Source organism: Lysinibacillus sp. BNK-21 (assembly GCF_048684915.1).
GTDB classification, from domain to species: domain Bacteria; phylum Bacillota; class Bacilli; order Bacillales_A; family Planococcaceae; genus Lysinibacillus; species Lysinibacillus capsici.
In genome coordinates this window covers 549,263-572,733 of sequence record NZ_JBLQTS010000001.1, presented here as the reverse complement: position 1 = coordinate 572,733, position 23,471 = coordinate 549,263, and the positions used below count along the sequence as shown (strand labels likewise).

Genomic DNA, 23,471 nt, shown 5'->3' with positions numbered 1-23,471 from the left:
TTTTATCTTCTATATAATGAACGGCGAAATTTTCTTTGAATGGATTTGACGCGATGTGACAAACACATCGGGATTCATTGACTCTCACCCGTGAAAGAACTACACCATAAATTGCTTTTTTCTGGCATCAAATTTTTAATAGAAAAGTTGAGTGATTTTCACTTTTCTTGCCCTTCACTATATATAGGAAGCCTTTTCACCCAAAATGAACTAGAGTTTTATGTTTTTAATTTAATTGTATAAAGGAGAGTTTGATGTGATTCGAGCCGTTTTAATAGACAATGAACCTTTAGCTTTACACTATTTTCAAAATAAACTACATGCCTTTCAACAAATACAGGTGATGCAAACCTTTACAAGCGTAGAAGTATTTCTGAATGAACTACCAACTATGGAATTTGAGGCTATCTTTTTAGAAGTAAAACTTCAAGAATTATCAGGACTTGAAGTTGCTGATATTATCAAAACGGAACGCCCACAAGTCAGTGTAATTTTCATTACCGCCTATCATGAATTTGCATTACAAGCCTATGAAATTGGCAGTCTCGACTATGTATTAAAGCCTATCAGTCATGCCCGTTTAGAAAAAACTGTAGCCCGTATTGAGCATGAATTTTCCATTCAGCAAATGCTTCAACAGGCTACACAAACTGTCTTAACTGTACAATGCTTCGATCAATTTGCCGTCTATAGTAACAATAGTTTAGTGGCATTTAAAACAGAAAAGACAAAAGAATTGTTTGCTTATTTTATTTTGCATCCAAATATACCGATTCATCGAGATTATTTAATTGAAATTCTATGGCCTGATTTAGATTATGTACGAGCCAAATCAAATCTTCATACAGCTCTATCTTATTTAAGGAAAACTCTAAATACAATTGGCTACGAAAACTGTATTGTCTTTTCAAATAAATACTATATCTTCGAAAAGCCAAATATCGTATGTGATTTATACGATTTTCAAAAACTTCATGAGGATTTTTCAAGACTTGAATTTCCCTCTATTTCTTTGATTAATCAATGTCTTTCTATTTATAAGAATGGCTTATTTGTTTTTGATGATTATGAATGGTCAACTGCCTATAAAGATAAATTAATGAAATCATACATAGAGCTATTAGAAAAAGGGTTTCAAACAACGGTCTTTTCAGATACTGAAAGAGCTATGGAATTTTTACATGCATTAATAGAGTATGATCCCTATAATGAACAAAAACTTGAGCACTATTTATATACGTTAATACAGGCAGGGCTTCATGAACAGGCACTCAAAATTTTCCAAACATATACGCAAAAACTAGAGGAAGATTTAGCACTAACACCAAGTTCTACATTATTAGAGATATCTAAAAAATTAATTGTTCAACATAAATAATGTAAAAAACGGCAAGTGCTTCTATGTGAGTAGAAGCTCGCCGTTTATTTATATCCCACTACCTTCAGTTAGCCCGTGCTTAACAGCATACAGCGCTGCCTGTGTACGGTCTTGTACTTGTAGCTTTGTAAAAATATTCGAAATATGGGTTTTCACCGTCTTTTCTGTGACAAATAGTGAGGATGCAATTTCCCGATTACTCTTTCCTTTTGTAAGCTCTGCTAGCACATCCTGCTCACGAGGTGTCAGCGGATTTAATAAATGGGGTGCATTCTGAGACTCCTGGCGATCCATTTCAAGCGTTGTCGTTGCTTCAGGATGTAGAGTGTTTTCACCACGCATAATACGACGAATGGATAAGACCAATTCATCTGGCTCAATATCTTTTAACTGATAGCCTGCCGCTCCTGCCTCCATTGCTGGAACCACATGATCTCGATCAGAAAAGCTAGTGAGCATTAAAATTTCTATTTGTGGAAACTTCGCTTTGATGCGTTTAGTCGCCTGGATGCCATCCATTTCAGGCATGACTAAATCCATTAAGATAATATCTGGTTGAATGCTTTCTGCTAATGCAACAGCTTCGTGCCCATTTTTGGCCTCTCCAACAACCTCAATATCCTTTTGTGTCTTTAAGAAAAACAGTAGTCCTCTACGCACCACGTGATGATCGTCTGCAATTAATACACGTATCATGTCCTCTCCCCCTTAATATGGCAAGCGGATTAGCAGCTCCGTACCTTTGCCAATTTCACTTACCCAGTCGGCAGTTCCACCAACTGATTTTGCACGATCCTTGATAGATTGTAAGCCCATTGAAAGCAACTTTGTATTGTTGTCAATGACAAAGCCCCGTCCCTCATCACGAATAACCAACAAAATATCTGTTGATGTAACAGTAATATACAATGCTGCCTCTAATACACCTGCATGGCGACGTACATTATTTAACGCCTCTTGGGCTACGCGAAATAATGTTTCTTCAATACGTGAGGGAAATTGCAATACGCCTGAAACCGTAACATGTAGTTTTAAGCCAAGCATTTCAGCGTATACTTTCATGGCCTCAAGTAAACCATTTTCCAATCCTTTAGGTCGCAATTGCCAAATTAACGCACGCATCTCTGTAAGTGCATCTTGTGTTAAATGCTGAATCTCTTTAAATGTTTCTTTCACTTCGCAATCATCCGTCATTTCAATGCCAGCCCTAGCTGTTAACGTAACCGAGAATAGTAGTTGATTAACTGAATCGTGTAAATCACGAGCTAGGCGATTACGTTCCTTCACAAGCGCCATTTCCTGCTCCTGCTTTGTCAGTAAAATTCGCTTAATAGCTGAACCCATCTGAAAGGCAACTGATTCTAATAAAGCAAGCTCCTCCTCTGAAAAGCGTACTGTATCCTTAGATGCAACATTTAATACGCCAAAACGTTCTTGTCCAGATTGAAGAGGTACTGTCGCATGATGCGTGATTCCTTCATGATCCCCAACATTTGCAGCTATGGCACTTTCAATACGCTGACACTCGATAATATTGGAGGCTTTTTTTAGCTCTTCATTACGATAACGCGATACACACCAACAACCGCCCTTTTTTAAATAATGGCAATTGTTATATTCCAATGCCTCTGGTAGATTTTCATGGACAACTAGTTCTGAACGCCCCTTTGCATCAATAAAAAAAATCCAGCCTGTTTCAAAATTGGTGCCATTTAAAAATTTGATGAGCGCACCTTTTAGCATTGTGACAATTTCAGTTTCTTCATTTAATAGTTCAGCAATCTCTTTTAAAATACTGATATTGGAATGCTCATTCTCCCTCACGAAAACACCTCTTCTTTAGCATTACTATTGTTAATGATACCATTAAGCTATTGAAAGCGTCTGCTTCCACCGTTCATACTTTAGACTGAAATTCATCACATACCTTATTTTGTGTAAGTTGATTTACATATAAAACTAGAACCACTATAATCGAACAAGGACATGGTTTTATGAAGGGAAGATTGAATATGTCTAAAAAAGAAGAAAATGGCTTATTATTTATTTGGATTGTTTCTGCTATAGCAACACTAGGTTCGTTATATTTTTCTGAGATTCGTCATTATGAACCTTGTAAATTATGTTGGATTCAACGTATTTTTATGTACCCAATTGTTATAATGACGACAGTAGCATTTATACAAAAAAATGCACGTATTGCTGTCACAACAGCTGTATTTTCTGTGGTTGGCGGCTGTATTTCACTTTACCATTACGGAATTCAAAAGCTTAGCTATTTAGCTGAAAATGCTCCTTCCTGTGGCGCAGTTTCTTGTACAGGACAATATATTAATTGGTTAGGCTTTATTACTATTCCGTTTTTAGCATTAACTGCATTTATTTTAATCGCAGGGGCAAGCTTTTATTTAATCAAAGCTTCTAAAGCTGCAAAATAATCGGAAGACCGTGTTCTACCTTTGGAATACGGTTTTTTCTACGGAGGAAGATCTATGTTTCATTATGAAATTGCTGAAGATAACTTAAGTGTGGAAGAATTGCTACGTAATCATTGGCGACTCGGTAAAAAACTCGTTCATGAATTGCGTATGGCCAAAGCCATCACATTGGCAAATGATGAGCTGGTTCAATGGAATACACTTTTACAAACTGGAACAATAATCAAATTTACGTTTCCTGTTCCAACTTCTAGCTACAAACCAACGCCTGTATGTGCTATTGATGTAGTCTATGAGGATGACCATTGTTTAATCGTATCAAAGCCAAAAGGTATGGCAACACATCCTAATGATGCTCGTGATACACATACATGTATGAACCATGTCATGGCACATATCAAAGAACAGGGTGGCATTTATGCTGAACATGTTCATCGTCTTGATAAAGGGACACAGGGCTTATTACTAGTAGCAAAGCACCCTTTAGCAAAGTCCATTTTCGATCGAATGATTGAGGAAAAAACCATTATTCGTACGTATGCAGCAGAGGTGCAAGGTAACTTACGAACGTCTTCTGGAACGATTGCTGAACCAATTGGCAAAGACAGACACCATGCCACAAGACGTGTTGTGTCCAAAACTGGGCAGCATGCTGTAACACACTATGAAGTGGTGGCGCGTTACAAAAATTCCTGTGTCGTTCATCTCATACTTGAGACTGGGCGAACACATCAGATCCGTGTGCATTTAGCCTATATTGGCCATCCAATTATTGGGGATACAATGTATGGTGCACGAGAAACAGTAAGTGATGACTACGAACTACATGCCATTCAATTAGAATTTGACCATCCTTTTTTAAATAAACGTATTATCGTCAAGGACGAGCAATAAGAAAAATCCCGCCTCTATAGGAGTGCGGGATTTATTCTTTTTTTAAAAATCAAATTTAAAATGATCAGGATCTTGTCCAAATCGTTGGTTACGATTTAATGTTGCCATTTTCTCCATTTGATCTTTGGTTAATTCAAAATCAAAAATCTGTGCGTTTTCCTCAATTCGGCTCGGTGTTACGGATTTGGGAATAACGAGTGTATCATTTTGTAAATGCCAACGCAGTACTACCTGAGCAGGGGTTTTATCGATTTCTTTCCCAATCTCAATAATGGTAGGATCAGCAAGTACACCACCACGTCCTAGTGGAGACCATGCAGTAACAGCAATTTGGTGTTCACTACAAAATGCCCTTAATGGCTGCTGTTGTAAATATGGATGTACCTCCACTTGATTAACCATCGGTGCAGAATTTGCCTTAGCCAATATTTTTTCTAAATGATGCTCATGATGATTCGATACACCTGTTGCGCGAATTAATTTTTCATCGTAAAGGCGCTCAATAGCTCGATATGTTTCTTCAAATGTTTCAGGGACAGCCCAATGTGTTAAATATAAATCTAGGTAATCCATATTTAAATTCTTTAGCGAAACCTCAAAAGCACGTAATGTTGCATCATATCCTTGGTCATTATTCCATACTTTTGTTGTAACAAAAATATCTTCACGACGAATGCCTGAATGACGAATAGCTTCTCCTACTTCTACCTCATTCCCATATAAGGATGCTGTATCAATAGCTCGATAACCGTATTGAAGTGCTTTATCAATAGCCTGTAATGTTTCCTCACGTTCTGTCATTTTGTAAACACCTAAGCCAAAACGAGGCATTTCTACACCATTTGATAATGTTTTCGTTGATTGTAAATTCAAAAAGCACAACCCCTTTCTTATCCTCGTTCCATTATACAAAAAATTGGATTTAAGAAAAATAAAGCGGCTGGTTTATATACTACTTTTTCTTCTGTTCAACATCTTCCAATTGAATTGGATCAGCGATTCGCTCATCCTCCGCAAGCTCTAGACCATCACGTAAATGCTCCATCTGCTTGCCCAAATCTTTTAATTCTTTCATATCTCTCACCATTGTCCCGTTTTCAATATTTGGCACCTTTTTTTCCATACTAATCACCTCACTTTTAGTTTTCCCGATATCAAGCTGTTTGAACCATTTCTGACATATTTTATTCTGCTATGTCGTTTCATTTTTAAAGTAGATAGGCTATACTAAAAAGAGATTTCTTTATAACATGAGGAGGGTTACTTCCATGAAATTATTATTAATCATTGGTGTAACAGTTGCTTTCTTAACAGCTATTTTCACTGCTGGATACGAAGGCGACTACAAAGCTGACAAATAATATCTCAAGAAAATCACTAAGCTTTTCGAAAAGCTTAGTGATTTTCTTTTTTTGTGGAACAATAGAAATACTTGACTTTCCTTTATTTTTAAAATAAACTAACTTACATAAAGTAACTTAATGAAAAAAGATAACTATTTGGAGGTATTCAAAATGCATTTTCATGAAAAACCAAACACCTATGTAACGAATGTTGAAATAAAAGTGAGTGATTTACACCGCTCTTTAACCTTTTATCAAGAAATTATTGGCTTTAAAGTGTTACAACAAGATTCACATAAAGCTATGTTAACTGCCGATGGAGAAACAGCTCTATTAACTCTTGTTCAGCCTAAAACCGTAGAAGATAAGCTTAGCATGACGACAGGACTTTATCACTTCGCCCTATTATTACCTAGTCGACGTGACTTAGCTAATGTTATTTCTCATTTTCACGAAAAAGGTGTGTACCTTGGGGCTTCTGATCATGCTGTAAGTGAAGCACTCTATTTAAATGATCCTGATCATAATGGAATCGAGATTTATGCAGATCGTCCTGAAAGTGAATGGACATGGCATAACAATCAGGTGCATATGGTGACAGAACCACTCAATATTCGTTCTATTTTAGAAGAGGGCGATGGCAACTGGCTTGGTCTGCCTGCTGGCACAGTAATGGGCCATATTCATTTATCGGTCTCTAACTTGGCTGAAGCCGAGCAATTTTATACAAAGGGATTAGGTTATGATATTGTCACACGCTACGGGTCCCAAGCATTATTTATTTCTACAGGCCGTTACCATCATCATATCGGCTTAAATACTTGGCACTCAGAGAATGCACCAAAGCTTGGAAAAAATCAAGTTGGCTTAAAAACGTTCTCATTGCGTTTAGATAACGAAGAACAAGCGGCAACTATGAAAGATAATCTTCGTGGTATAGGTGCACCCGTTACGGAAATCGTCGGAGGGTTCCAAACAGAGGATCCTGCGGGGAATGTTGTGTTATTAAAGTTTTAATATTAAAAAGCAGTTCTCACAAGCGGAGAACTGCTTTTTAATGTAACCCTGGATATCCTTGTTGACGTAATGCCTCATAAATAACAATTGCAGCCGTATTGGACAAATTAAGTGATCGCACATGATCACTTTGTGGAATACGTAAACACATATCTCGGCGTTCATAAGCAAAGTCCTTCGGCAAACCTGTAGTTTCTTTTCCGAACATAAAATAAATATCTCGGTCTTGATCACTAAAATCATTTTTCGTAAACGGCTCATCACTGTATGTTTCGATTAAATAAACATCTCCATTTTTAGAGTACTCTATAAAATCCTCAAGTGAATCATGATAGACAATATTTACACTATGCCAATAATCTAAGCCCGCCCGTTTCAGCATTTTATCATCCGTTGAAAAACCTAGCGGACGAATTAAATGGAGCGATGTATTAGTACCCGCACAGGTACGTGCAATATTCCCCGTATTGGCTGGTATTTCTGGTTGATATAAAACGATATGCAATGGCATAACGACACACTTCCTTATTAAAAAATTCTTTAAGATGACTCTTTAAAAAGTTAACGAAGCCTTCCTCTTTTGGAGCGACTCTTCTCACAATTAGAGCGGATCCGCTCTCAATCATAGGAACTCCAAGCAATTGATTTCATCCCTACATTAAACTGTAGTTAGTCAATTGCTTCTACATCCAATACTACTTAAAAAACTGCAACCCTTTATAAATTTCACTTCGCACTTCTTCGTCCTGCTCTGTAGCTTCTGCTTCATGTAAGGCAGTTTGTGCAGTATCCCCGCCAATCTTACCCAAAGCCCATGCGGCTGTGCCTCGAATGACAGGACGGTCATCTTTATGAAGTAGAGCAATCAAATCTGGTATGGCGGCTTCCTCTTTAAAATGAGCAAGTGCCAAGATGGCATTACGCTGGATAGGCTTTTTTCCACGCCATGAGCCTGAAACATGACCAAATCTCCCCTTAAATTCCCGATTAGTAATCTTTAAAAGCGGTGTCAATAATGGTTTGGCTAGCTCTGGATCTGGTATAAATTCTTCATGAATCCAATTAATTTTCCCTTTATTTTTAGGACATACTGTCTGGCATGTATCACAGCCATAGAGTCGATTACCGATATGACTACGAAACTCATCTGGTAATGTACCCTTCGTTTGAGTCAGAAAAGCAATACAACGCTGTGCATCCAATTGTCCACCTTGAATTAAGGCTCCCGTTGGACAAACATCCAAGCACAGTCGACAATCTCCGCATTCATCCTCCATTGGCTTATCTGGCGCAAATGGAATATTTGTAATGAGCTCTCCTAAATACACATAGGAACCAAATTCAGGCGTTATAATCGAGCAATTTTTTCCGCTCCACCCAATGCCTGCACGTTCAGCTACCGCCCGATCTACAAGGGCTCCTGTATCAACCATTGATTCAATACGTACACCTTTGACATGTTCCTCAAGCCAAGTAGATAATAGCTTTAAACGCTCACGTAATGCTGTATGATAATCGACACCCCATGAAGCACGGCAAAAAATTCCACGTCGCGCACCCCTTTTACCAATTGGTGCATTTTGCATACGTGAAGGGTAAGCCACAGCTATCGCTACAATACTCTCTGCTTCATCTAGTAATTGAAGGGGTTCTGTACGTTTTTGAATATCACTTTCTTCAAATCCAGACTGATAGCCAAGCTCCTGCTGGCGACGCAATCTGTTTTTTAATTCTGTAAAGGGAGCTGCTGTTGTAAAACCTATTTTATCAACACCAATGGACATCGCATATGCCACAAAATCACGTTGCAGGTCGTGTATGTTCATTTTATTTCCAACTCCTTACATGGTACAATATTAGAAATAGATAAAGTAGGTGATGTTCATTGGAAATTTCCATTAACCCAACTCTATTAACACAACATCCCGAGCTAAAAATCGGCATTATTCATTATACCAAAATTGTTGTAGCAGAATCCCCTCAAATGATTAAAGGGCGTATGCAATTGTATCAGGAAAATCTTTTTCTTGAAATGCAGGAACTTCCTGTAACACAGCGTGAGGGGATCGCAGAATGGCGACAAATTTGGAAAAAGCTTGGTGCTGATCCAAATCGCTATCGTCACTCAGCAGAAAGCCTTATGCGTCGAATTAGTAAGCAAAATTATTTAACGCCAATTCATTCAGGTGTTGATTTAAATAATTTCTTTTCACTTCAATATGAAATGCCAATTGGGCTATATGATGTTGCTCAAATCAAAGGGTTTGTAACAATTGATCTTGGTCATGACGAGATTGGTTATGAAGGTTTGAATGGGCGCTTTAACACATTAGAAAATATTCTGTATAGTCGTGATGAGGTAGGAGCATTTGGCTCACCTTTTGTTGATTCTAAACGCACAGCTGTCACAGAGGAAACAACTGATGCGTTACATATTTTTTATTTCCGCCCTTCCTTAACAAATGATGCAGCGAATGAACTGCTAGCGTCAGCTGGGAAAATGTTTAATCAAATTCATGGCGGACATTATCAAATCGCAATTATATCAAATGATGTACCATCTAAAACACTATAAAAAGGACGTGTTTTCGTGATTAATCTTGCAGAAGCTGTTAAACTAAAAAGTATTTTAGGAAAGAAAACTCAAGAGCTAGTAAACGAACTACATCGCAGTGCCTTTGTAACAGTTGAAAAGGGACAAGCCCCTAAAACAAGTAATCGAGCACTCCCCCTTATTGAAGCTGACTTAGCCCAAGTTCGTCTAGATACTCGTACATTAGACCGCCTCGTTTACGAAGCAAACATCCAAAACACAGTAGACTTTAAAGGTCAAAAGCTAGCACTAGTAGAAGCCATCGAACTAGCAACACAACTTCGTGCCGAGGCTGATATGTGTAAAGATTTCAGTATGCGAGAAAAAGAGAGTGTAAGATTTGGCTATGGCGAAAATACAATGTTATATGAAATTGCTTTGTATGAGCCAGATGAATATCGAGAACGAGCTACAAAGCTTGAAAAAGATGCACATAAGCTATCTAATCTTATTAATTCAAAAAATTACAGTATTCAAATTAACTTTGACGATTCCCGTTATTTCTAGACTCGGGACGGTGAGACTCCAACCCGAGTTGGATGTGCTGTTTTCAAATCTAGCTTTTCAGCTAATTAGTTAAAAACCAATAACAAGTTACCTGTTACTGTATGACCGATGACTAATGACCAACTATAAGCAATGGCCATACTCAAAACAACTTGATTCCATTTGAAAACGCCATCCAGGGCTCTCCTACATTTATGTATGGAGAGCTTTTTTAAGTAGTTCAAAGGGATAATTTGGATGACTAGTTTGCCCCTTTCAAGGACAAAATGGAAGTATCTATAGGAAAGGGGTCATACTATGACACAGCAAGATGATGCAACACATGAGCAAGATATGACATTGACCAACAGACAGGGACATCCAATTACCAACAATCAAAATTTGCGAACAGTCGGTAATCGAGGTCCTGCAACATTGGAAAATTATGATTTTCTAGAAAAAATGAGTCATTTTGACAGAGAGCGAGTTCCAGAACGGGTTGTGCATGCTCGTGGAGCTGGGGCACATGGGTATTTTGAAACCTATGGTGTTGTTGGCAATGAACCTATCTCTAAGTATACACGTGCAAAAGTCTTTCAGGATAAAGGGAAAAAAACACCTGTCTTTGTGCGTTTTTCAACTGTTATACATGGTGGTCACTCCCCAGAAACATTGCGTGATCCCCGCGGTTTTGCAGTAAAGTTTTATACAGAGGATGGCAATTGGGATTTAGTAGGCAATAATTTAAAGATCTTCTTTATTCGTGATGCGCTCAAATTTCCAGATATGATTCATGCTTTTAAGCCTGATCCCATTACTAATATTCAAAACGTTGAACGTTTTTTTGATTTTTGTGCTAGCTCACCAGAAACCTTCCATATGGTAACATTCGTTTACTCTCCTTGGGGGATTCCAGCAAATTATCGTATGATGCAGGGCTCTGGGGTTAATACGTACAAGTGGGTGAATAGTGAAGGCAAGGCAGTCCTTGTCAAATATCATTGGGAACCGCTACAAGGTATTAAAAATTTAACACAAAAAGAAGCAGAGGAAATCCAACAGAAAAATTTCAATCATGCTACACAAGATTTATATGATGCTATCGAACGTGGAGACTTCCCCGAATGGGAGCTACATGTTCAAATTATGGAGGATGGTTCACACCCTGAGCTTGATTTTGATCCATTGGATGATACAAAGCTTTGGCCAAACGATCAATTTCCATGGTATCCAGTTGGCAAAATGGTGTTAAACAAAAACCCTGAAGACTATTTTGCGGAGGTGGAACAGGCTACTTTCGGGACAGGGGTGCTTGTTGATGGCTTAGACTTCTCTGATGATAAAATGTTGCAAGGTCGTACTTTCTCTTATTCTGATACACAACGCCATCGTGTAGGCGCCAACTACTTACAGCTTCCAATTAATGCACCAAAAAAACGTGTAGCGACCAATCAACATGGTGGGCAAATGATGTATAAGCGTGATTTGGCACCTGGACAAAATCCACATATTAATTATGAGCCATCCATGCTGAATGGATTAAAGGAAGCAACACAAGCTGGTAAAGAATATACACCATACATTGAAGGGAACCTTGTTCGTGAATCGATTGATCGTCAAAGTAATACGAAACAGGCTGGTGAAACCTATCGTAACTTTGAACAGTGGGAACGCGAAGAACTTCTTAAAAATTTAATACGTGATCTATCGGTCTGTCATGAGGATATTCAAAATGCCATGATTGCTTTGGCACAAGAAGCCGACGAAGAATATGGTCGCTTACTCAAGGAAGGTTTGCACAACGCTAAAAAAGATTCCTCTGCATCAAAACCACTTGGCAATATCCATGGTGATCAAGCACCTCAAGATGCCATGAATAAAGGACACGATGCTGAGCCTTATTAACGAAGCTAAAAAAGACATTACATTTTTTGTAATGTCTTTTACTTTATTGTTCATATGCCTTATACCAATGATAAGGTTGAATTTCCTTTAATGATTTAAATACCAATTCTCCATCTGCATTCGTAATCGCTGCCTTTACATTTTCTCCCCAATAAAAAAGTCTTTCCTGACAGACTCCACAGGGTGTCAGCACTACAAATTTAGATGTTTCATCTTCCCTAGCAACACAAATCGAATGCGTTACTTTTGTATTCAATTTATGTGCCTCTAAAATAGCACCTGTTTCCATACATAATTCAGTAGCAGCATTCATTACCTCGGGTGCGACACTTGTTAAAATTTGCCCATCCGCGGTATATAAGGCTGCAGCTCCTCCCCATCCAGTGAGATATCTTTTTTCTGCTAGTGCAACCGCAGCTTCATACAGTACTTTTTCAATATCCATATTTCCTCTCCCTATCATACATGCACACCTGGTAATATTTTCAACACCTTTTCCTGTGCGTCTAAAATTGCCTCTGTTCCTAATGGAATGGCTATATTCGTTGTTTCATGTCCGAACTTAAAACCTGCCACGACTGGTATTCCTAAATCTGTAAAATACTCCTTCATTAACGAATGAAGTGCTTCTTCATCAGATCCTGTCTGTGTAAATGAACCAATGACGACTCCTGCTAATTGCTCAAATTTCCTTGCTTGTTTTAAATGCTGAAGCATTGAGTCAATAACTGGAATTGTTTCATTTACATCCTCTATTAATAAAATCCTACCTTCAGTTCTTACTTCAAATTTGGTACCTAGTGTGCTGACAAGACGATAAAGATTTCCTCCGATCATTTCACCACGTGTGATGCCCCCAGCAATCGTTGTTAGCGGAGAAATTGCCTCTGTATACTGAATTTCCATAGGGGAAAATAGCTGTAAAAACATTTTTTTTGATAAATCATCCATCTTATTAGCTGACATCAGCATTGGCCCATGAAATGTCACCATATTGGCATACTCATTAATCGCACAATGTAAATATGTAACATCAGAAAAGCCCCAGAAAATCTTAGGATTTTCTTCTATTAAAGCATAATCAATTTTATCAGCAATTCTGGCAGAGCCATAGCCTCCCTTTACACAAAAGATTGCTTTCACTTCTGGGTTTTTTACCATCTCATGAAAATCAGCTAGTCTGATTTCATCACTTCCTGCCAAATATTCATGTTTTGCATGAATCGTATCACCCACAATATAGCGAAGACCCAATTCGTCCAAAAAAGCTACTGCTTCTCCTAGTTTTTCAGGCTCTACAAGACTTGAAAGTGCAACAACACCGACTAAATCTCCCTTTTGTAAACATGGTACGGTACTTTTCACAGTTATTCCTCCTCTTGTTGTCCTTATTTTAGCATAGCAAAACTTCAGAGGCATTGATTATTGCTATACTGACTGCCTATAATTAACTTTACTATTCAATTAATAAAGGGGTTAAAGCATCTTGAAAATTCCACCATATATATTATTAGTAATCGCAACTCTTTTATGGGGTGGTAATTTTGTTATTGGACGTGCCGTTAGTGAAGATATCCCTCCCCTAACACTTGCCTTTTTACGCTGGTGCGTCGCATTTATTATCTTTTTTCCCATTGCATTTCACCAATTAAAACGTGAATGGCGGTTACTGAAAAGACATTGGTTTATTGTCATCATTCTTTCATTAACAGGTGTTACAGCATTTAACACACTTGTTTACATTGGATTACATTACACAACGTCCATTAATGCATCTTTAATGAACTCTTCTACGCCCATAATGATTTACATATTTTCCTTTATTTTTTTGAAGGAAAAACTATCAAAATATCAGTTAATAGGGACCGTTCTATCACTAAGTGGAGTTGCCTTTATTATAATGGGTGGCTCTTTTACAAGGATTGTCGATTTTACTTTCAACAAAGGGGATTTAATTGTAATCGCAGCAGTATTATGTTGGAGCATATATTCATTGCTCATTAAACAATATGCAACTCGCTTACCAGGGCAGTCTACCTTTCTAGTGACGATTGGACTTGGGGCTATGATGTTATTTCCTTTTTCTCTCTATGAAACACTGTCTAGTGCAACAGCAATTCATTGGGAATGGTCAACCTTTGCTGCTATTTTATATGTTGGTATCTTTGCCTCTATCATTGCTTTTCTCTGCTGGAACAGTGGTGTTATACAGCTGGGAGCGAACAAGGCAAGTATTTATTTAAATTTCATTCCTGTTTTTGCCTCCATTTTTGCCGTCCTTTTTCTTGATGAGAAATTGCATTCATTTCAGCTTATAGGTGGACTAGCGGTTGTTGCAGGAGTTATTCTATCAGGAAAAACAAATAAGCAAAGACTTCAATCCTAAGAAGTCTTCGCTTATTTTTCCTAATTCGTACCGCCATAAATTATTGTAACATTAGGATGGTTTAATAATTGGCTAGCTGGAAATTCTTCTGTAATATGACCACTTTTCAATTTTTCAATCGCTGGGAGTTTTTTTTCACCAAAGGCAATGAGGATGATTTCCTTTGCCTTCATTATGGAGTGAATGCCCATTGTAATGGCATGTGTTGGTACTTCAGACGGATCATCAAAATAAATAGCATTTTCTGTTCTCGTTGACTCTGTTAGCTCCACAATATTCGTCTTGGCATCAAACGATGCGCCTGGTTCATTAAAAGCAATGTGTCCATTTACACCGATACCTAGAAGCTGTAAATCAATGCCTCCTGCTTCTTCAATGCTCTTATCATATGCAGCACATTCTTCAGCTAAATTGGCTGCCTGTCCATTTGGCAAATGGACATTTTTCGGCTGTATATCCACAAAATTAAATAAATTCTCATGCATAAATGTAAAGTAGCTTGCTGGACTTGATTGCTCAATGCCAACATACTCATCCAAGTTAAAAGTTTGTACTTCCTTAAAAGATAAATGGCCAGCTTGGTGTCGTGCCACTAATTCTTTATACATGCCTACAGGTGATCCACCAGTTGCTAAACCTAAAACACTATCAGGTTTCTCTTGTATTTGTTTTGAGAAAATAGTAGCTGCCACTTCACTCATTTCCTCATATGTATTCACTTCTATCCATTTCATTCTTTATACGATACCTACCTTACCATTAATATTATTAACTAATATGTAAAATATTTCACTTTATAGTAGCTAATATATTAATCTTACTAGTTATTTAGCTATTTTTCTATCATTTCCTACTTCAGTTTATGCGTGTAATCTAAGACTATTTCGGTTATGTTATTAATAAGGAAGTGAGGCGATTTTATGAATTTACAAATTCAGCACTATTTACAGTATATTCAATTTCAAGGAACGTTAGAGCCATCTATTCAACTACTTGGACAACTACAAACTAAACATCTATTAACCATTCCCTATGAAAATTTAGATGTTGCCTTGAATCGTGGTATCTCCTTCGCTATTCCTGATATATTTAAGAAAATAATTATTGATAAACGTGGTGGCAATTGTTTTGAATTAAATATCTTATTCAGCTGGCTTCTACGAGAGCTTGGCTTTTCTGTCACCAATCGTTATGCCCAGTTTTGGCGCAACGTAGCGGAAAATACCCCTCCAGAGGAAATTCCTATGCATCAATTATTACTAGTAAATATGAGTGGACAATACTATATCTCGGATGTAGGTGTCGGTGCATTAGCACCCTGTAAACCAGTGCCACTGATTGCTGGCTATCAACACCGTGAAGGTAAAGAGTTATATAAAATAGATTATGATGAAGCGAATGGTTGGATGCTGTTGGAACAAGCTAAACATAGTTGGCGTTTGCTTTATAGTTTTCACGACGATGCCAATGATGCAAAATTTGCACCACGACTTTCCAAGCAAAAAAATAAAATTGCTATGATTCGAACCATTGGTGGCCGTCATACCATGATGAACAACGAATTTAGAATTTATGAAGGACAATCTTTAACTACCTATACAACAAACAATGAGAAGGAATGGCTGCAAGCTCTACAGCGTTTTTTTCATATCTCTGTACAACAATAAGGAAAGCAAGTCCATGGGTGGCTTGCTTTCCTTTCACATTATTTCATTGTCCTATTGAGCAATTCAAACACAACTATGTCATTGTGTAGCTCTTTAACTAAACCTATATCATCTACAAAGTAATAAGTTTTCACTACATCACTAAATTCTGACCTTTTCTCGACTATAACCACGCCCGTATATTGCACATCACCAGCTTGTACCGTACCATCAGTAGATTTTACAGTTACTCGTTCCCCTGCAGAAACCCCTGGATCATCTTCATGTAAAACAACACCTATTCTAAGTGGAAGTTCTATATATAAATCATAATGTGTGTTAGCTTCACTAGCAATGGCTTGTCCGTATGCACGATCATGACCATATAAAAGCTCATCAGAGATAGTTTGTCCTGTACTTACATTTTTGACTGTCCATACATCATTTTTACCGTCGTGTTGCTGATATTGATAGTTTAAAGTATAACGCTTATTGTCACTTAAAGAATAATAGGCATACGTATATTCAAATGCGGGGTCCCTTAGCAAGTTAGGTTTAGAAAGAGTCATTGCTCTCGCTAAAAACGCTGAGAAATGGGCGCGTGTAACAGGGTCATTAGGTTTAAACGAACCATTCTCATAGCCCCTTACTAAATGATTATGGGCCAGTGTTAAAATTTCTTTATAACCTGGTGTCTGCTTACTCACATCTGTAAAATAATAAGGATCTGAACCTTTTAATTGAAAGGCCCTATTTAGCACAATCGCCATTTCCCCCCTAGTAAGCGGTGCATCTGGATGAAATTTATGGGCAGTATCAAATATACCTTTATTTTGCACAGCCGCAATTTCTTTATAAAATTTATGAGTGGTTGTGACATCTTGATAGTTTGGATTTTGCACATGGATCGTGTTTAATCCTAAAGCACGTGTTAGCATTACAGCTACTTGTGCTTTCGTAATAAAATCATTCGGCTTGAACAAGTTATTCGAATACCCTTTCGCAATATCCTGTTCTACTAAATAATGAATTTCCGTCATTAATGTATCATCCGTTAGATCGATAAAGCTGGCTGCCTGCACTTCCTTCGGTAATATACCAATCGTTATCAGGATCAAACATACTAGCTTCAATATGTTCTTCACATTATCCCTCCTCCTTCGATTCTATACCCATAAAGACGTACCCATATGCTTAAAATGAAAAAAGCCTCTATTAAAAGAGACTTTATTCGTTATTTTTATATTGAATTAATCCAATCCCTATTCCAGTCGGATCGACCAAATAAGCTAGATAGAAATCATCAAACGCCATTTTGTCACGCAAAATAGTAGCACCATTGTGTTTTGCCTGTGCAATGACTTCGTCAATTGCATCCACTTCAATTTGAATTCTTGTACCATGCGGAAAATCGCTTGGTCCTTTACCAATGCCACCATTAATTCCAGCTTTGTCTTCATTCCCAGTCATAACTGCCCAATAATCCCACTTTGGAGCTGCCACCTCCCAGCCAAACACTTTACTATAAAAAGCTGCCGCTTTCTCCGGTTCCTGACTATTTAATTCAAAGCCAATCACTTTTCCCATACATATACCCCCTCATTTTTAGCATAACAAATAATTCAACAATTAATTGGAATTCCCTTCCTGCAACTTTAGAAATTTGACAATATTCCAACTAAAAAATTTATGTATTTAATTAGTTAGAAAATTATGTATAATCAAATTAGAACGATTGTTCAAATCATTAAAGGAGTACAACATTGAGTAAAAGACGCTATGACAGTGACAAGGCAAAGATTGAGATTATCAAACATGCCATCCAATTATTTTCTCAACATGGCTATAATCAGACATCTGTTGGTGATATTTCGAAAGCCTCTGGTTATAGTAAAGGACATATTTATTATCATTTCGAAAATAAAGAAAAGTTATTTGTGCTTTTGGCGCAGCAATCGATGAAAAATTGGCATGACAAATGGTTGCAACAAGAATCTTCATACACCACATCCACAGATAAATTGTATGGTATGGCCATGCATGTCCTCTATGAGTATCAAACACCCTTACTAAAGTCAGGTCAGGAACTGGCATCTAATCCCAAATCAAGTCCTGATTCAATACAACAGTTATACAATTTAGCTATTACGCCAATGAATGCTTATCGAGCAATTCTTCAAGAGGGCATCGACCAAAACGAATTTGTTCATGGCAATGTAGATACATGGACCGTCTTACTTGGCACATGGCTAGGTGGATTATGTCAGCTGACCAATACTCATAACTTGAAATCATTAGAACCACTCTTTCAACAGGCAATAACGATTTTCTTAAAAGAAATTAAAAAAGGTGGGGTTTAAATGAAAGTAGGTTTAATAGGTGATAGCTTAACAGAAGGTCGTCCAGGCGTTTCATTTTATGATCTCTTGAAACATCAATATCCTCATATTTCATTCGATAATCTTGGAAATCCAGGCGAGACGATTAAAAGTTTATTTACTCGCTTGGAAAAAATGCCTCTCCAATCTTCCTATGATCTCCTTATTCTTTGGATAGGCGTCAATGACGTCTATTCAAAATTATTAAAGGTGCAAGCACAGCCTGTGGCGAAGGATCACTTTGAATTCGAAGAGTACTGCCTTAAGGTATTAGAGAAAGCACATGACGCTTCCAAAAATGTTGTATTAGTATCTCCAGCATTAGTAGGAGAAGATCTTCAAAATCCCTCTAACAAAGAAATAACACAATTAACGTCTGTTATGGAGTCTATTTCATTGAAATCTGGCAATGTTTATTTTGTAAATATGCAAAATCTCTTTAAAGAGCATTTAGAACATTTGGAGTGCTCAGGCTTTATTAATACGAATGTAATAAGAGTCCTACTGGATGTTTTATTTTACAAAAGTCCTTTACGTATCGATAAATTATCTCAAAAAAGAGGGCTACATGTAACTTTAGATGGTGTTCATTTGAATAGTAAAGGTGCTGATTTAGTGGCACAGCAATATAGCTCTATCATTGAACTTTATAAAGTCGAAGGAGACAAAATCGGGAGGTCCTAAAGATGAGAAAGATTGCTGTTGTTACTGGCGGTGTTTCAGGGATAGGAAAGGCTATTTGCCAAGAATTAATTGCTCGAGAAATATTTGTCATTATTGCTGATATTCAAGATCATGAGGGTCGTGTGTTAGAAGCAGAGTTAAATAAGGATATCGCCCATGTAAAATTTGTACATTTAAATGTAACCGATTACAAAAATGTAGCTTCTGTCATTCATGATGTATTTGAAGAATTTAACCGTATAGATTATCTGTTTAATAATGCTGGTATCGCTATGTATGGGGAGATGGGTGAAATGACTATTGAGGATTGGAAGGAAATTATGGCCATTAATTTATGGGGTGTCATTTATGGGACTCAAATAGGCTACCCACTTATGAAAAAACAAGGTTTTGGTCATATCGTCAATACCTCCTCTGCTGCAGGGTTAGGACCTTCTCCTTTTTCTACTGCATACGCTACTACCAAACATGCTGTTATAGGACTAACAACCTCTCTACACTATGAGGCTGAGGAATTCGGGATTAAGGTGAGTACTTTATGTCCAACGTTTGTGGATACACCAATTTTCGATAATGCAAAGGCGATTCATATGGATAAATCAATTATCACCAAACAATTAAAGCAGCAAAAAATGATCTCACCTCAGCGAATTGCAAAAATGGCTATAGAGGGTGTTCATCAAAATAAGCCTATCATTTGTCCAATGCCAATGCGCAAAACACTGGATGTTGTTTTTACTATTTTTCCTTTTTTACACAAAGCGTTAATGAGAATGGTTTGTAAAGTGAGTCGTAATGCACGTTTAACCTAATGTTTCACAAGGCTCCCTACTAATGGGAGCCTTGCTTATTTTATAATACGACACCATCGCTCATTTTAATAATACGATCTGTATATGCCAACATTTCTTCGTCATGTGTCACTAATAATGTAGTTATATTTAAAGTTTTTGTTAATGTTCTTAATAACAACATAATCTCTTTAGAGCGCTGTGAATCTAAACTAGCCGTTGGTTCATCAGCAAACAATACTTTCGGTTGATGAATAATAGCACGTGCAATTGCTACACGTTGCTTCTCTCCCCCTGACAAGGAGGAAGGATAGGCAGTTTTACGATGTTCCATTCCAACTAACTCCAATAGCCGATTGACTTCATATTTCTGTTCATTCTTTTTTAATGGAGATTCAGCTACATCTAGCATTAATAGCAATTGTTCCTCCACTGTCAAAAAGGGAACGAGATGTGCAAATTGAAAAACAAAACCGAATTTACTTGCACGTAATTTTCGTACCTGGTCGGTTTTCATCGTCGTAAGATTCTGCTCTTCAAATAACACTTGCCCATCTGTTGCTGGTTGTAGTCCTGCAGCGATCGTTAATAATGTACTTTTCCCAGAGCCAGAAGCACCTACCAATGCTGTAATCTCTCCTTCATTTAAAGAAAGATTGATGCCCTTTAAGATCTCTTCCTCGACTTCACCATTCTTAAACGTTTTTCGTACTTCATCAATTGTAAATAACGTCATGATTAAGCCTCCCCTTGCTGTATTGCTTGTAACGGTTCAATTTTTTTAATTTGCATTCCTGACAAGGTCGCACCAATAAAGCCTATGAGGAGGAATACAACGGATAACTGTGTTGTAGTGCCTATTGTTAAAGTGAATGGCATCCCCTTAGGAGCAACTATATTAAATAGCTGGCTAAGACTGACAGATACCACAAGTGAAAAGATTGTAATAATAGCCATCTGTGTCCAGATCATTTTAAATAGCTTACTTGTTTTTAATCCAATTGCTTTTAAAATGCCATACAAGCCAATTTTTTGCACATTCATCATATAGAAGAAAATAGCAAACAACATCCCACTAATGACAACTAAGAACCATATAATCATATTTAAAGATAATTGTTCCGCATTATAACTAGGGATAGTATTGAGAAACTCTTTATTGCTATATGCTTGCAATCCCTTAATATCATTTGGCTCACTATTTGGTACAAAAATTAATTGTTTATCAGCTACCCGATACATCTCCTGATAAGCCTCTTCACTAACATAAGCAACGGGAGCATGGCTATATTTTTTTTGCTCTACAAAACCTTTTACAATGAACTTTCCACTGTATTGATTATTCGTTAATATATCTCCAACTTGTATTCCTTTATCTTGTAGTGAGCTATCCAAAAGCACCTCGTCTTGATGCACATTGCTAAAAAGTGTAGATTCCGTTGATGTCACAAAGGCTACACTTTGTTGTTTATCATCCTGATCATTTAAAAAGCCCATCTGGATCGAAAAAGCTACTGCCTCTTTTTCTTTACTTATGACTTTCTGTTGCAGGTCGCTATCGATTCTTGAAAGATTAAACGTGCCATCCGCATCCTCAGCCATATAAAATTGTCCCTTCGGTAAATCCTTAATTAAAGCTGCATTATCCTGTGACAGACCATTTGCTAAACCCGAGATAATAAACGTTAAAAAACTAACTAGGAAGATAATGGAGCCCAAGATTAAAAACCGTACTTTATTCTTCTTCATTTCTTTCCAGGCAAGATTCATCACTAACCCCTCCATTTCTTTGATTACTCCTAGCTTAAAATTGTTAAATGAACAGAGCATGAACTAATCGTTAAAATGTAGTGATTATATAAAAAGCCACTCTATAAAGGCATTTTTATCCCATAGAGTGGCTTCTTTTTTGAATCTTATTTATCTTTACTTGCTAAAATCTTTTTTGCTAACAAAATTTCTCCTACTATAAATGAGTTGATATTTTTAATAACAATTATATATTTTGTAAACCTTATAATAAGGTTTGTTTAACAGATTACATAAATCAAAAGTTATATACACGAAAAATTTTCAAGAATTTCTTTATTTCTATCCTTGTTATTGTCATAGTGTCTATAGTAATTTTGGACGTAATAATCATAGTAATCTATTGGAAGTATGGCTGAAAAAATCGATCAATACTTAAAAAATAAAAAATTTCAAGGTATCGTTCTTATTGCAAAGAAAGGTAAAATTTTATTTACAAAAGGTTACGGTTTGGCAGACACTGATTTACCTAATAGCCCAACCACACTCAGAAACATTCACTGCTGTAGCGATCATGCAACTAGAAGAAAAAGGACTTTTAAACCTAGATAATCCAATTTCACAATACTTTCCAGACTTTCCGAATGGAGGGTCTATTCAAATAAGTCATCTCCTATCTAAGTCGTTTCCGTCATAGCACGGCTCAATGACGAGAAGTTAACAGTGATTGTTCTTAGCAACGAGATGACAGTGAATTCTAAAAGAATCAACCCTCATTTTACTTCCATCGTTCTTCAGCAGCCAATTTGGATATGGGAAGAATAATAGAACTATTTCATTATTATAATACAGTGTTTAATGGTGATTAGAATAGTATCTTTAAACATTTCTTATCCGTAGTAGTATAGATTGAAGCAACAGAGTATATAGCACATTTAACAAAGGTTGTTTCACACATTTATAAGGAACGTCTAAAGCAAAAGGATTGCGAGTTCAGTCATACAAAATAAACTCACAATCCTTGTTATATCGATGAAAAAGTAAGCATAAGTTTTTTTACTAGGTGGATGTCTAACTATTTTAACCCCTTTATAAGTCGTGCAGAGGCAAAGCAAGTTTCACCATTTTTAAAATATACAACTCGTTCCTTATGATCTACAAATTCAATGTTTTGTTTATTCACAATAAAAGCCTTATGACATTGATACATCGATGTATGTGCTTCCTTAAAATCCTTTAAGCGACCATAAAACTCAATATGCTCATTTTCTAAATGTAATATAATTTTATGTAATTTTGGGGATGCCGCAAAAAAGTATATATCCTGAATAGCAATATTCCTTGTATAACCATTTGCTCTTATTTGAATCTGTGAAGGTGATTGTTGTTGGCCAATTTGTATATACTTTTCATATGCAACTTTTAGTGTTGTTAATATTTTTTGCTGTAACATACCTGTGTGATCCTTAATAATAAAATCTAACGCAGCAATTTTATACATAAACGTTAAATAGGTCATTTCTGCATGGGTTGTGACAAATATAATACTGCACAATGGGTCACGTTGGCGAATCATATCCCCTAACATAAGCCCTGTCACCTCATGGTTCAAATCAATATCCAAAAAATAACAATCTGCTTTTTCATATGTAATGACTTCATTAGGGTTTGTAGTTGTAAGTACAATTTCAATCCCGTTCCCTTCCATCATAGCATAGTTTTTAATGGTTTTTTTGATATGCTCTAATTGTACAACATTATCTTCACAAATAATCACTTTCAT

28 protein-coding genes are annotated in these 23,471 nt (G+C 36.9%); 14 read left to right on the top strand and 14 right to left on the bottom strand.

The genetic code is table 11. The annotated features are described in order from the left end of the window. The first annotated feature begins 256 nt into the window (after window positions 1-256). A complete protein-coding gene (locus ACMGGO_RS02910) occupies window positions 257-1,378 on the top strand; it encodes a response regulator (protein ID WP_420281560.1) in 1,122 nt (373 codons plus the stop codon). A gap of 48 nt (window positions 1,379-1,426) precedes the next feature. On the opposite strand, the gene ACMGGO_RS02905 is transcribed toward ACMGGO_RS02910, so the two are convergent. Both ACMGGO_RS02905 and ACMGGO_RS02900 read right to left on the bottom strand, forming a co-directional pair. Beyond that, window positions 1,427-2,074 (bottom strand): response regulator, encoded by a 648-nt coding sequence (locus ACMGGO_RS02905; RefSeq protein WP_048391803.1) that lies wholly within the window; start codon window positions 2,072-2,074, stop codon window positions 1,427-1,429. Window positions 2,075-2,086: 12 nt separating this feature from the next. Further along, window positions 2,087-3,202 (bottom strand): GAF domain-containing sensor histidine kinase, encoded by a 1,116-nt coding sequence (locus ACMGGO_RS02900; protein ID WP_054548662.1) that lies wholly within the window; start codon window positions 3,200-3,202, stop codon window positions 2,087-2,089. Between the two features lie 188 nt (window positions 3,203-3,390). Here ACMGGO_RS02900 and ACMGGO_RS02895 point away from each other — a divergent pair, with 188 nt between their 5' ends. Together ACMGGO_RS02895 and ACMGGO_RS02890 are read left to right on the top strand one after the other, a co-directional pair. Next, window positions 3,391-3,816: a disulfide oxidoreductase gene (locus ACMGGO_RS02895; protein WP_103118813.1), complete on the top strand. Its 426-nt coding sequence runs from the start codon at window positions 3,391-3,393 to the stop codon at window positions 3,814-3,816. A gap of 54 nt (window positions 3,817-3,870) precedes the next feature. Next, entirely contained in the window at window positions 3,871-4,710 is an 840-nt protein-coding gene (locus tag ACMGGO_RS02890; protein WP_328013130.1) for an RluA family pseudouridine synthase, read from the top strand. A gap of 42 nt (window positions 4,711-4,752) precedes the next feature. Here the strand turns inward: ACMGGO_RS02890 and ACMGGO_RS02885 are convergent, their stop codons facing one another. Continuing rightward, window positions 4,753-5,583, bottom strand: coding sequence for an aldo/keto reductase (locus ACMGGO_RS02885; RefSeq protein WP_318528157.1), 831 nt, complete (start codon window positions 5,581-5,583; stop codon window positions 4,753-4,755). Window positions 5,584-5,662: 79 nt separating this feature from the next. Continuing rightward, window positions 5,663-5,833, bottom strand: a complete 171-nt coding sequence (locus ACMGGO_RS02880; protein WP_004230831.1) for a hypothetical protein — start codon at window positions 5,831-5,833, stop codon at window positions 5,663-5,665. A 391-nt stretch (window positions 5,834-6,224) separates the two neighbouring features. Here ACMGGO_RS02880 and ACMGGO_RS02875 point away from each other — a divergent pair, with 391 nt between their 5' ends. Continuing rightward, complete coding sequence (locus ACMGGO_RS02875) at window positions 6,225-7,070, top strand: VOC family protein (RefSeq protein ID WP_054548665.1); 846 nt, start codon at window positions 6,225-6,227, stop codon at window positions 7,068-7,070. A 37-nt stretch (window positions 7,071-7,107) separates the two neighbouring features. Here the strand turns inward: ACMGGO_RS02875 and trmL are convergent, their stop codons facing one another. Together trmL and queG are read right to left on the bottom strand one after the other, a co-directional pair. Beyond that, window positions 7,108-7,581 carry a tRNA (uridine(34)/cytosine(34)/5-carboxymethylaminomethyluridine(34)-2'-O)-methyltransferase TrmL gene (gene trmL / locus ACMGGO_RS02870; RefSeq protein WP_004230835.1) on the bottom strand — a complete coding sequence of 158 codons (474 nt, stop codon included), beginning with the start codon at window positions 7,579-7,581 and terminating at the stop codon, window positions 7,108-7,110. A gap of 184 nt (window positions 7,582-7,765) precedes the next feature. Continuing rightward, window positions 7,766-8,896 carry a tRNA epoxyqueuosine(34) reductase QueG gene (gene queG / locus ACMGGO_RS02865; RefSeq protein WP_225340470.1) on the bottom strand — a complete coding sequence of 377 codons (1,131 nt, stop codon included), beginning with the start codon at window positions 8,894-8,896 and terminating at the stop codon, window positions 7,766-7,768. Between the two features lie 59 nt (window positions 8,897-8,955). Between queG and ACMGGO_RS02860 the strand changes: the two genes are divergently transcribed. The 3 genes from ACMGGO_RS02860 (at window position 8,956) to ACMGGO_RS02850 (ending at window position 12,054) form a co-directional block, all read left to right on the top strand. Continuing rightward, window positions 8,956-9,645 carry a B3/4 domain-containing protein gene (locus ACMGGO_RS02860; protein ID WP_103118817.1) on the top strand — a complete coding sequence of 230 codons (690 nt, stop codon included), beginning with the start codon at window positions 8,956-8,958 and terminating at the stop codon, window positions 9,643-9,645. Window positions 9,646-9,660: 15 nt separating this feature from the next. Further along, a complete protein-coding gene (locus ACMGGO_RS02855) occupies window positions 9,661-10,170 on the top strand; it encodes a hypothetical protein (protein WP_048391820.1) in 510 nt (169 codons plus the stop codon). 297 nt (window positions 10,171-10,467) lie between these two features. Beyond that, window positions 10,468-12,054 carry a catalase gene (locus tag ACMGGO_RS02850; protein ID WP_328013127.1) on the top strand — a complete coding sequence of 529 codons (1,587 nt, stop codon included), beginning with the start codon at window positions 10,468-10,470 and terminating at the stop codon, window positions 12,052-12,054. A gap of 43 nt (window positions 12,055-12,097) precedes the next feature. On the opposite strand, the gene ACMGGO_RS02845 is transcribed toward ACMGGO_RS02850, so the two are convergent. Next, entirely contained in the window at window positions 12,098-12,499 is a 402-nt protein-coding gene (locus tag ACMGGO_RS02845) for a cytidine deaminase (RefSeq protein WP_054548677.1), read from the bottom strand. 14 nt (window positions 12,500-12,513) lie between these two features. Continuing rightward, on the bottom strand, window positions 12,514-13,419 hold the full coding sequence (locus ACMGGO_RS02840) for a S66 peptidase family protein (RefSeq protein ID WP_054548667.1): 906 nt from the start codon (window positions 13,417-13,419) through the stop codon (window positions 12,514-12,516). Between the two features lie 121 nt (window positions 13,420-13,540). On the opposite strand from ACMGGO_RS02840, the gene ACMGGO_RS02835 reads away from it, so the two are divergent. Continuing rightward, window positions 13,541-14,440 carry a DMT family transporter gene (locus ACMGGO_RS02835; protein WP_420281559.1) on the top strand — a complete coding sequence of 300 codons (900 nt, stop codon included), beginning with the start codon at window positions 13,541-13,543 and terminating at the stop codon, window positions 14,438-14,440. A gap of 20 nt (window positions 14,441-14,460) precedes the next feature. Here the strand turns inward: ACMGGO_RS02835 and nagB are convergent, their stop codons facing one another. Then, window positions 14,461-15,174 carry a glucosamine-6-phosphate deaminase gene (gene nagB / locus ACMGGO_RS02830; RefSeq protein WP_054548669.1) on the bottom strand — a complete coding sequence of 238 codons (714 nt, stop codon included), beginning with the start codon at window positions 15,172-15,174 and terminating at the stop codon, window positions 14,461-14,463. A 186-nt stretch (window positions 15,175-15,360) separates the two neighbouring features. Between nagB and ACMGGO_RS02825 the strand changes: the two genes are divergently transcribed. After that, the gene (locus ACMGGO_RS02825) at window positions 15,361-16,107 is read left to right on the top strand and encodes an arylamine N-acetyltransferase family protein (RefSeq protein WP_328013125.1); all 747 of its coding nucleotides are present in this window, start codon (window positions 15,361-15,363) and stop codon (window positions 16,105-16,107) included. Between the two features lie 38 nt (window positions 16,108-16,145). On the opposite strand, the gene ACMGGO_RS02820 is transcribed toward ACMGGO_RS02825, so the two are convergent. Continuing rightward, window positions 16,146-17,231: an S-layer homology domain-containing protein gene (locus ACMGGO_RS02820; RefSeq protein ID WP_420281558.1), complete on the bottom strand. Its 1,086-nt coding sequence runs from the start codon at window positions 17,229-17,231 to the stop codon at window positions 16,146-16,148. An 82-nt stretch (window positions 17,232-17,313) separates the two neighbouring features. Beyond that, complete coding sequence (locus ACMGGO_RS02815) at window positions 17,314-17,673, bottom strand: VOC family protein (RefSeq protein WP_066038295.1); 360 nt, start codon at window positions 17,671-17,673, stop codon at window positions 17,314-17,316. A gap of 176 nt (window positions 17,674-17,849) precedes the next feature. Between ACMGGO_RS02815 and ACMGGO_RS02810 the strand changes: the two genes are divergently transcribed. Genes ACMGGO_RS02810 through ACMGGO_RS02800 form a run of 3 tightly spaced genes read left to right on the top strand, consistent with a single transcriptional unit; the run spans window position 17,850 to window position 19,960 of the window. Further along, window positions 17,850-18,446 carry a TetR family transcriptional regulator C-terminal domain-containing protein gene (locus ACMGGO_RS02810; protein WP_259420063.1) on the top strand — a complete coding sequence of 199 codons (597 nt, stop codon included), beginning with the start codon at window positions 17,850-17,852 and terminating at the stop codon, window positions 18,444-18,446. Beyond that, window positions 18,447-19,148: an SGNH/GDSL hydrolase family protein gene (locus ACMGGO_RS02805; RefSeq protein WP_269897850.1), complete on the top strand. Its 702-nt coding sequence runs from the start codon at window positions 18,447-18,449 to the stop codon at window positions 19,146-19,148. A 2-nt stretch (window positions 19,149-19,150) separates the two neighbouring features. Continuing rightward, the gene (locus ACMGGO_RS02800; RefSeq protein ID WP_349726422.1) at window positions 19,151-19,960 is read left to right on the top strand and encodes an SDR family oxidoreductase; all 810 of its coding nucleotides are present in this window, start codon (window positions 19,151-19,153) and stop codon (window positions 19,958-19,960) included. Window positions 19,961-20,000: 40 nt separating this feature from the next. Here the strand turns inward: ACMGGO_RS02800 and ACMGGO_RS02795 are convergent, their stop codons facing one another. Continuing rightward, window positions 20,001-20,675, bottom strand: a complete 675-nt coding sequence (locus ACMGGO_RS02795; protein WP_048391842.1) for an ABC transporter ATP-binding protein — start codon at window positions 20,673-20,675, stop codon at window positions 20,001-20,003. Between the two features lie 2 nt (window positions 20,676-20,677). Then, window positions 20,678-21,709, bottom strand: coding sequence for an ABC transporter permease (locus tag ACMGGO_RS02790; protein ID WP_205447110.1), 1,032 nt, complete (start codon window positions 21,707-21,709; stop codon window positions 20,678-20,680). Between the two features lie 390 nt (window positions 21,710-22,099). Between ACMGGO_RS02790 and ACMGGO_RS02785 the strand changes: the two genes are divergently transcribed. Together ACMGGO_RS02785 and ACMGGO_RS02780 are read left to right on the top strand one after the other, a co-directional pair. Continuing rightward, complete coding sequence (locus ACMGGO_RS02785) at window positions 22,100-22,300, top strand: hypothetical protein (RefSeq protein WP_227744950.1); 201 nt, start codon at window positions 22,100-22,102, stop codon at window positions 22,298-22,300. Beyond that, window positions 22,263-22,385: a beta-lactamase family protein gene (locus ACMGGO_RS02780; protein ID WP_259949915.1), complete on the top strand. Its 123-nt coding sequence runs from the start codon at window positions 22,263-22,265 to the stop codon at window positions 22,383-22,385. Before ACMGGO_RS02785 ends, ACMGGO_RS02780 begins: the two co-directional genes overlap by 38 nt. 378 nt (window positions 22,386-22,763) lie before the next feature. Here ACMGGO_RS02780 and ACMGGO_RS02775 read toward each other — a convergent pair whose 3' ends face one another. Continuing rightward, entirely contained in the window at window positions 22,764-23,471 is a 708-nt protein-coding gene (locus ACMGGO_RS02775) for a LytR/AlgR family response regulator transcription factor (protein ID WP_131521058.1), read from the bottom strand.

What these genes read in the sequence shown, in the direction of transcription:
- ACMGGO_RS02875 (WP_054548665.1), top strand. Translation starts at nt 6,225, where the DNA reads ATGCATTTTCATGAAAAACCAAACACCTATGTAACGAATGTTGAAATA.
- ACMGGO_RS02775 (WP_131521058.1), bottom strand. Translation starts at nt 23,471, where the DNA reads ATGAAAGTGATTATTTGTGAAGATAATGTTGTACAATTAGAGCATATC.
- trmL (WP_004230835.1), bottom strand. Translation starts at nt 7,581, where the DNA reads ATGCCATTGCATATCGTTTTATATCAACCAGAAATACCAGCCAATACG.
- ACMGGO_RS02805 (WP_269897850.1), top strand. Translation starts at nt 18,447, where the DNA reads ATGAAAGTAGGTTTAATAGGTGATAGCTTAACAGAAGGTCGTCCAGGC.
- ACMGGO_RS02845 (WP_054548677.1), bottom strand. Translation starts at nt 12,499, where the DNA reads ATGGATATTGAAAAAGTACTGTATGAAGCTGCGGTTGCACTAGCAGAA.
- queG (WP_225340470.1), bottom strand. Translation starts at nt 8,896, where the DNA reads ATGAACATACACGACCTGCAACGTGATTTTGTGGCATATGCGATGTCC.
- ACMGGO_RS02850 (WP_328013127.1), top strand. Translation starts at nt 10,468, where the DNA reads ATGACACAGCAAGATGATGCAACACATGAGCAAGATATGACATTGACC.
- ACMGGO_RS02800 (WP_349726422.1), top strand. Translation starts at nt 19,151, where the DNA reads ATGAGAAAGATTGCTGTTGTTACTGGCGGTGTTTCAGGGATAGGAAAG.
- ACMGGO_RS02825 (WP_328013125.1), top strand. Translation starts at nt 15,361, where the DNA reads ATGAATTTACAAATTCAGCACTATTTACAGTATATTCAATTTCAAGGA.
- ACMGGO_RS02815 (WP_066038295.1), bottom strand. Translation starts at nt 17,673, where the DNA reads ATGGGAAAAGTGATTGGCTTTGAATTAAATAGTCAGGAACCGGAGAAA.
- ACMGGO_RS02780 (WP_259949915.1), top strand. Translation starts at nt 22,263, where the DNA reads ATGCAACTAGAAGAAAAAGGACTTTTAAACCTAGATAATCCAATTTCA.
- ACMGGO_RS02905 (WP_048391803.1), bottom strand. Translation starts at nt 2,074, where the DNA reads ATGATACGTGTATTAATTGCAGACGATCATCACGTGGTGCGTAGAGGA.
- ACMGGO_RS02785 (WP_227744950.1), top strand. Translation starts at nt 22,100, where the DNA reads ATGGCTGAAAAAATCGATCAATACTTAAAAAATAAAAAATTTCAAGGT.
- ACMGGO_RS02795 (WP_048391842.1), bottom strand. Translation starts at nt 20,675, where the DNA reads ATGACGTTATTTACAATTGATGAAGTACGAAAAACGTTTAAGAATGGT.
- nagB (WP_054548669.1), bottom strand. Translation starts at nt 15,174, where the DNA reads ATGAAATGGATAGAAGTGAATACATATGAGGAAATGAGTGAAGTGGCA.
- ACMGGO_RS02790 (WP_205447110.1), bottom strand. Translation starts at nt 21,709, where the DNA reads ATGAATCTTGCCTGGAAAGAAATGAAGAAGAATAAAGTACGGTTTTTA.
- ACMGGO_RS02880 (WP_004230831.1), bottom strand. Translation starts at nt 5,833, where the DNA reads ATGGAAAAAAAGGTGCCAAATATTGAAAACGGGACAATGGTGAGAGAT.
- ACMGGO_RS02890 (WP_328013130.1), top strand. Translation starts at nt 3,871, where the DNA reads ATGTTTCATTATGAAATTGCTGAAGATAACTTAAGTGTGGAAGAATTG.
- ACMGGO_RS02895 (WP_103118813.1), top strand. Translation starts at nt 3,391, where the DNA reads ATGTCTAAAAAAGAAGAAAATGGCTTATTATTTATTTGGATTGTTTCT.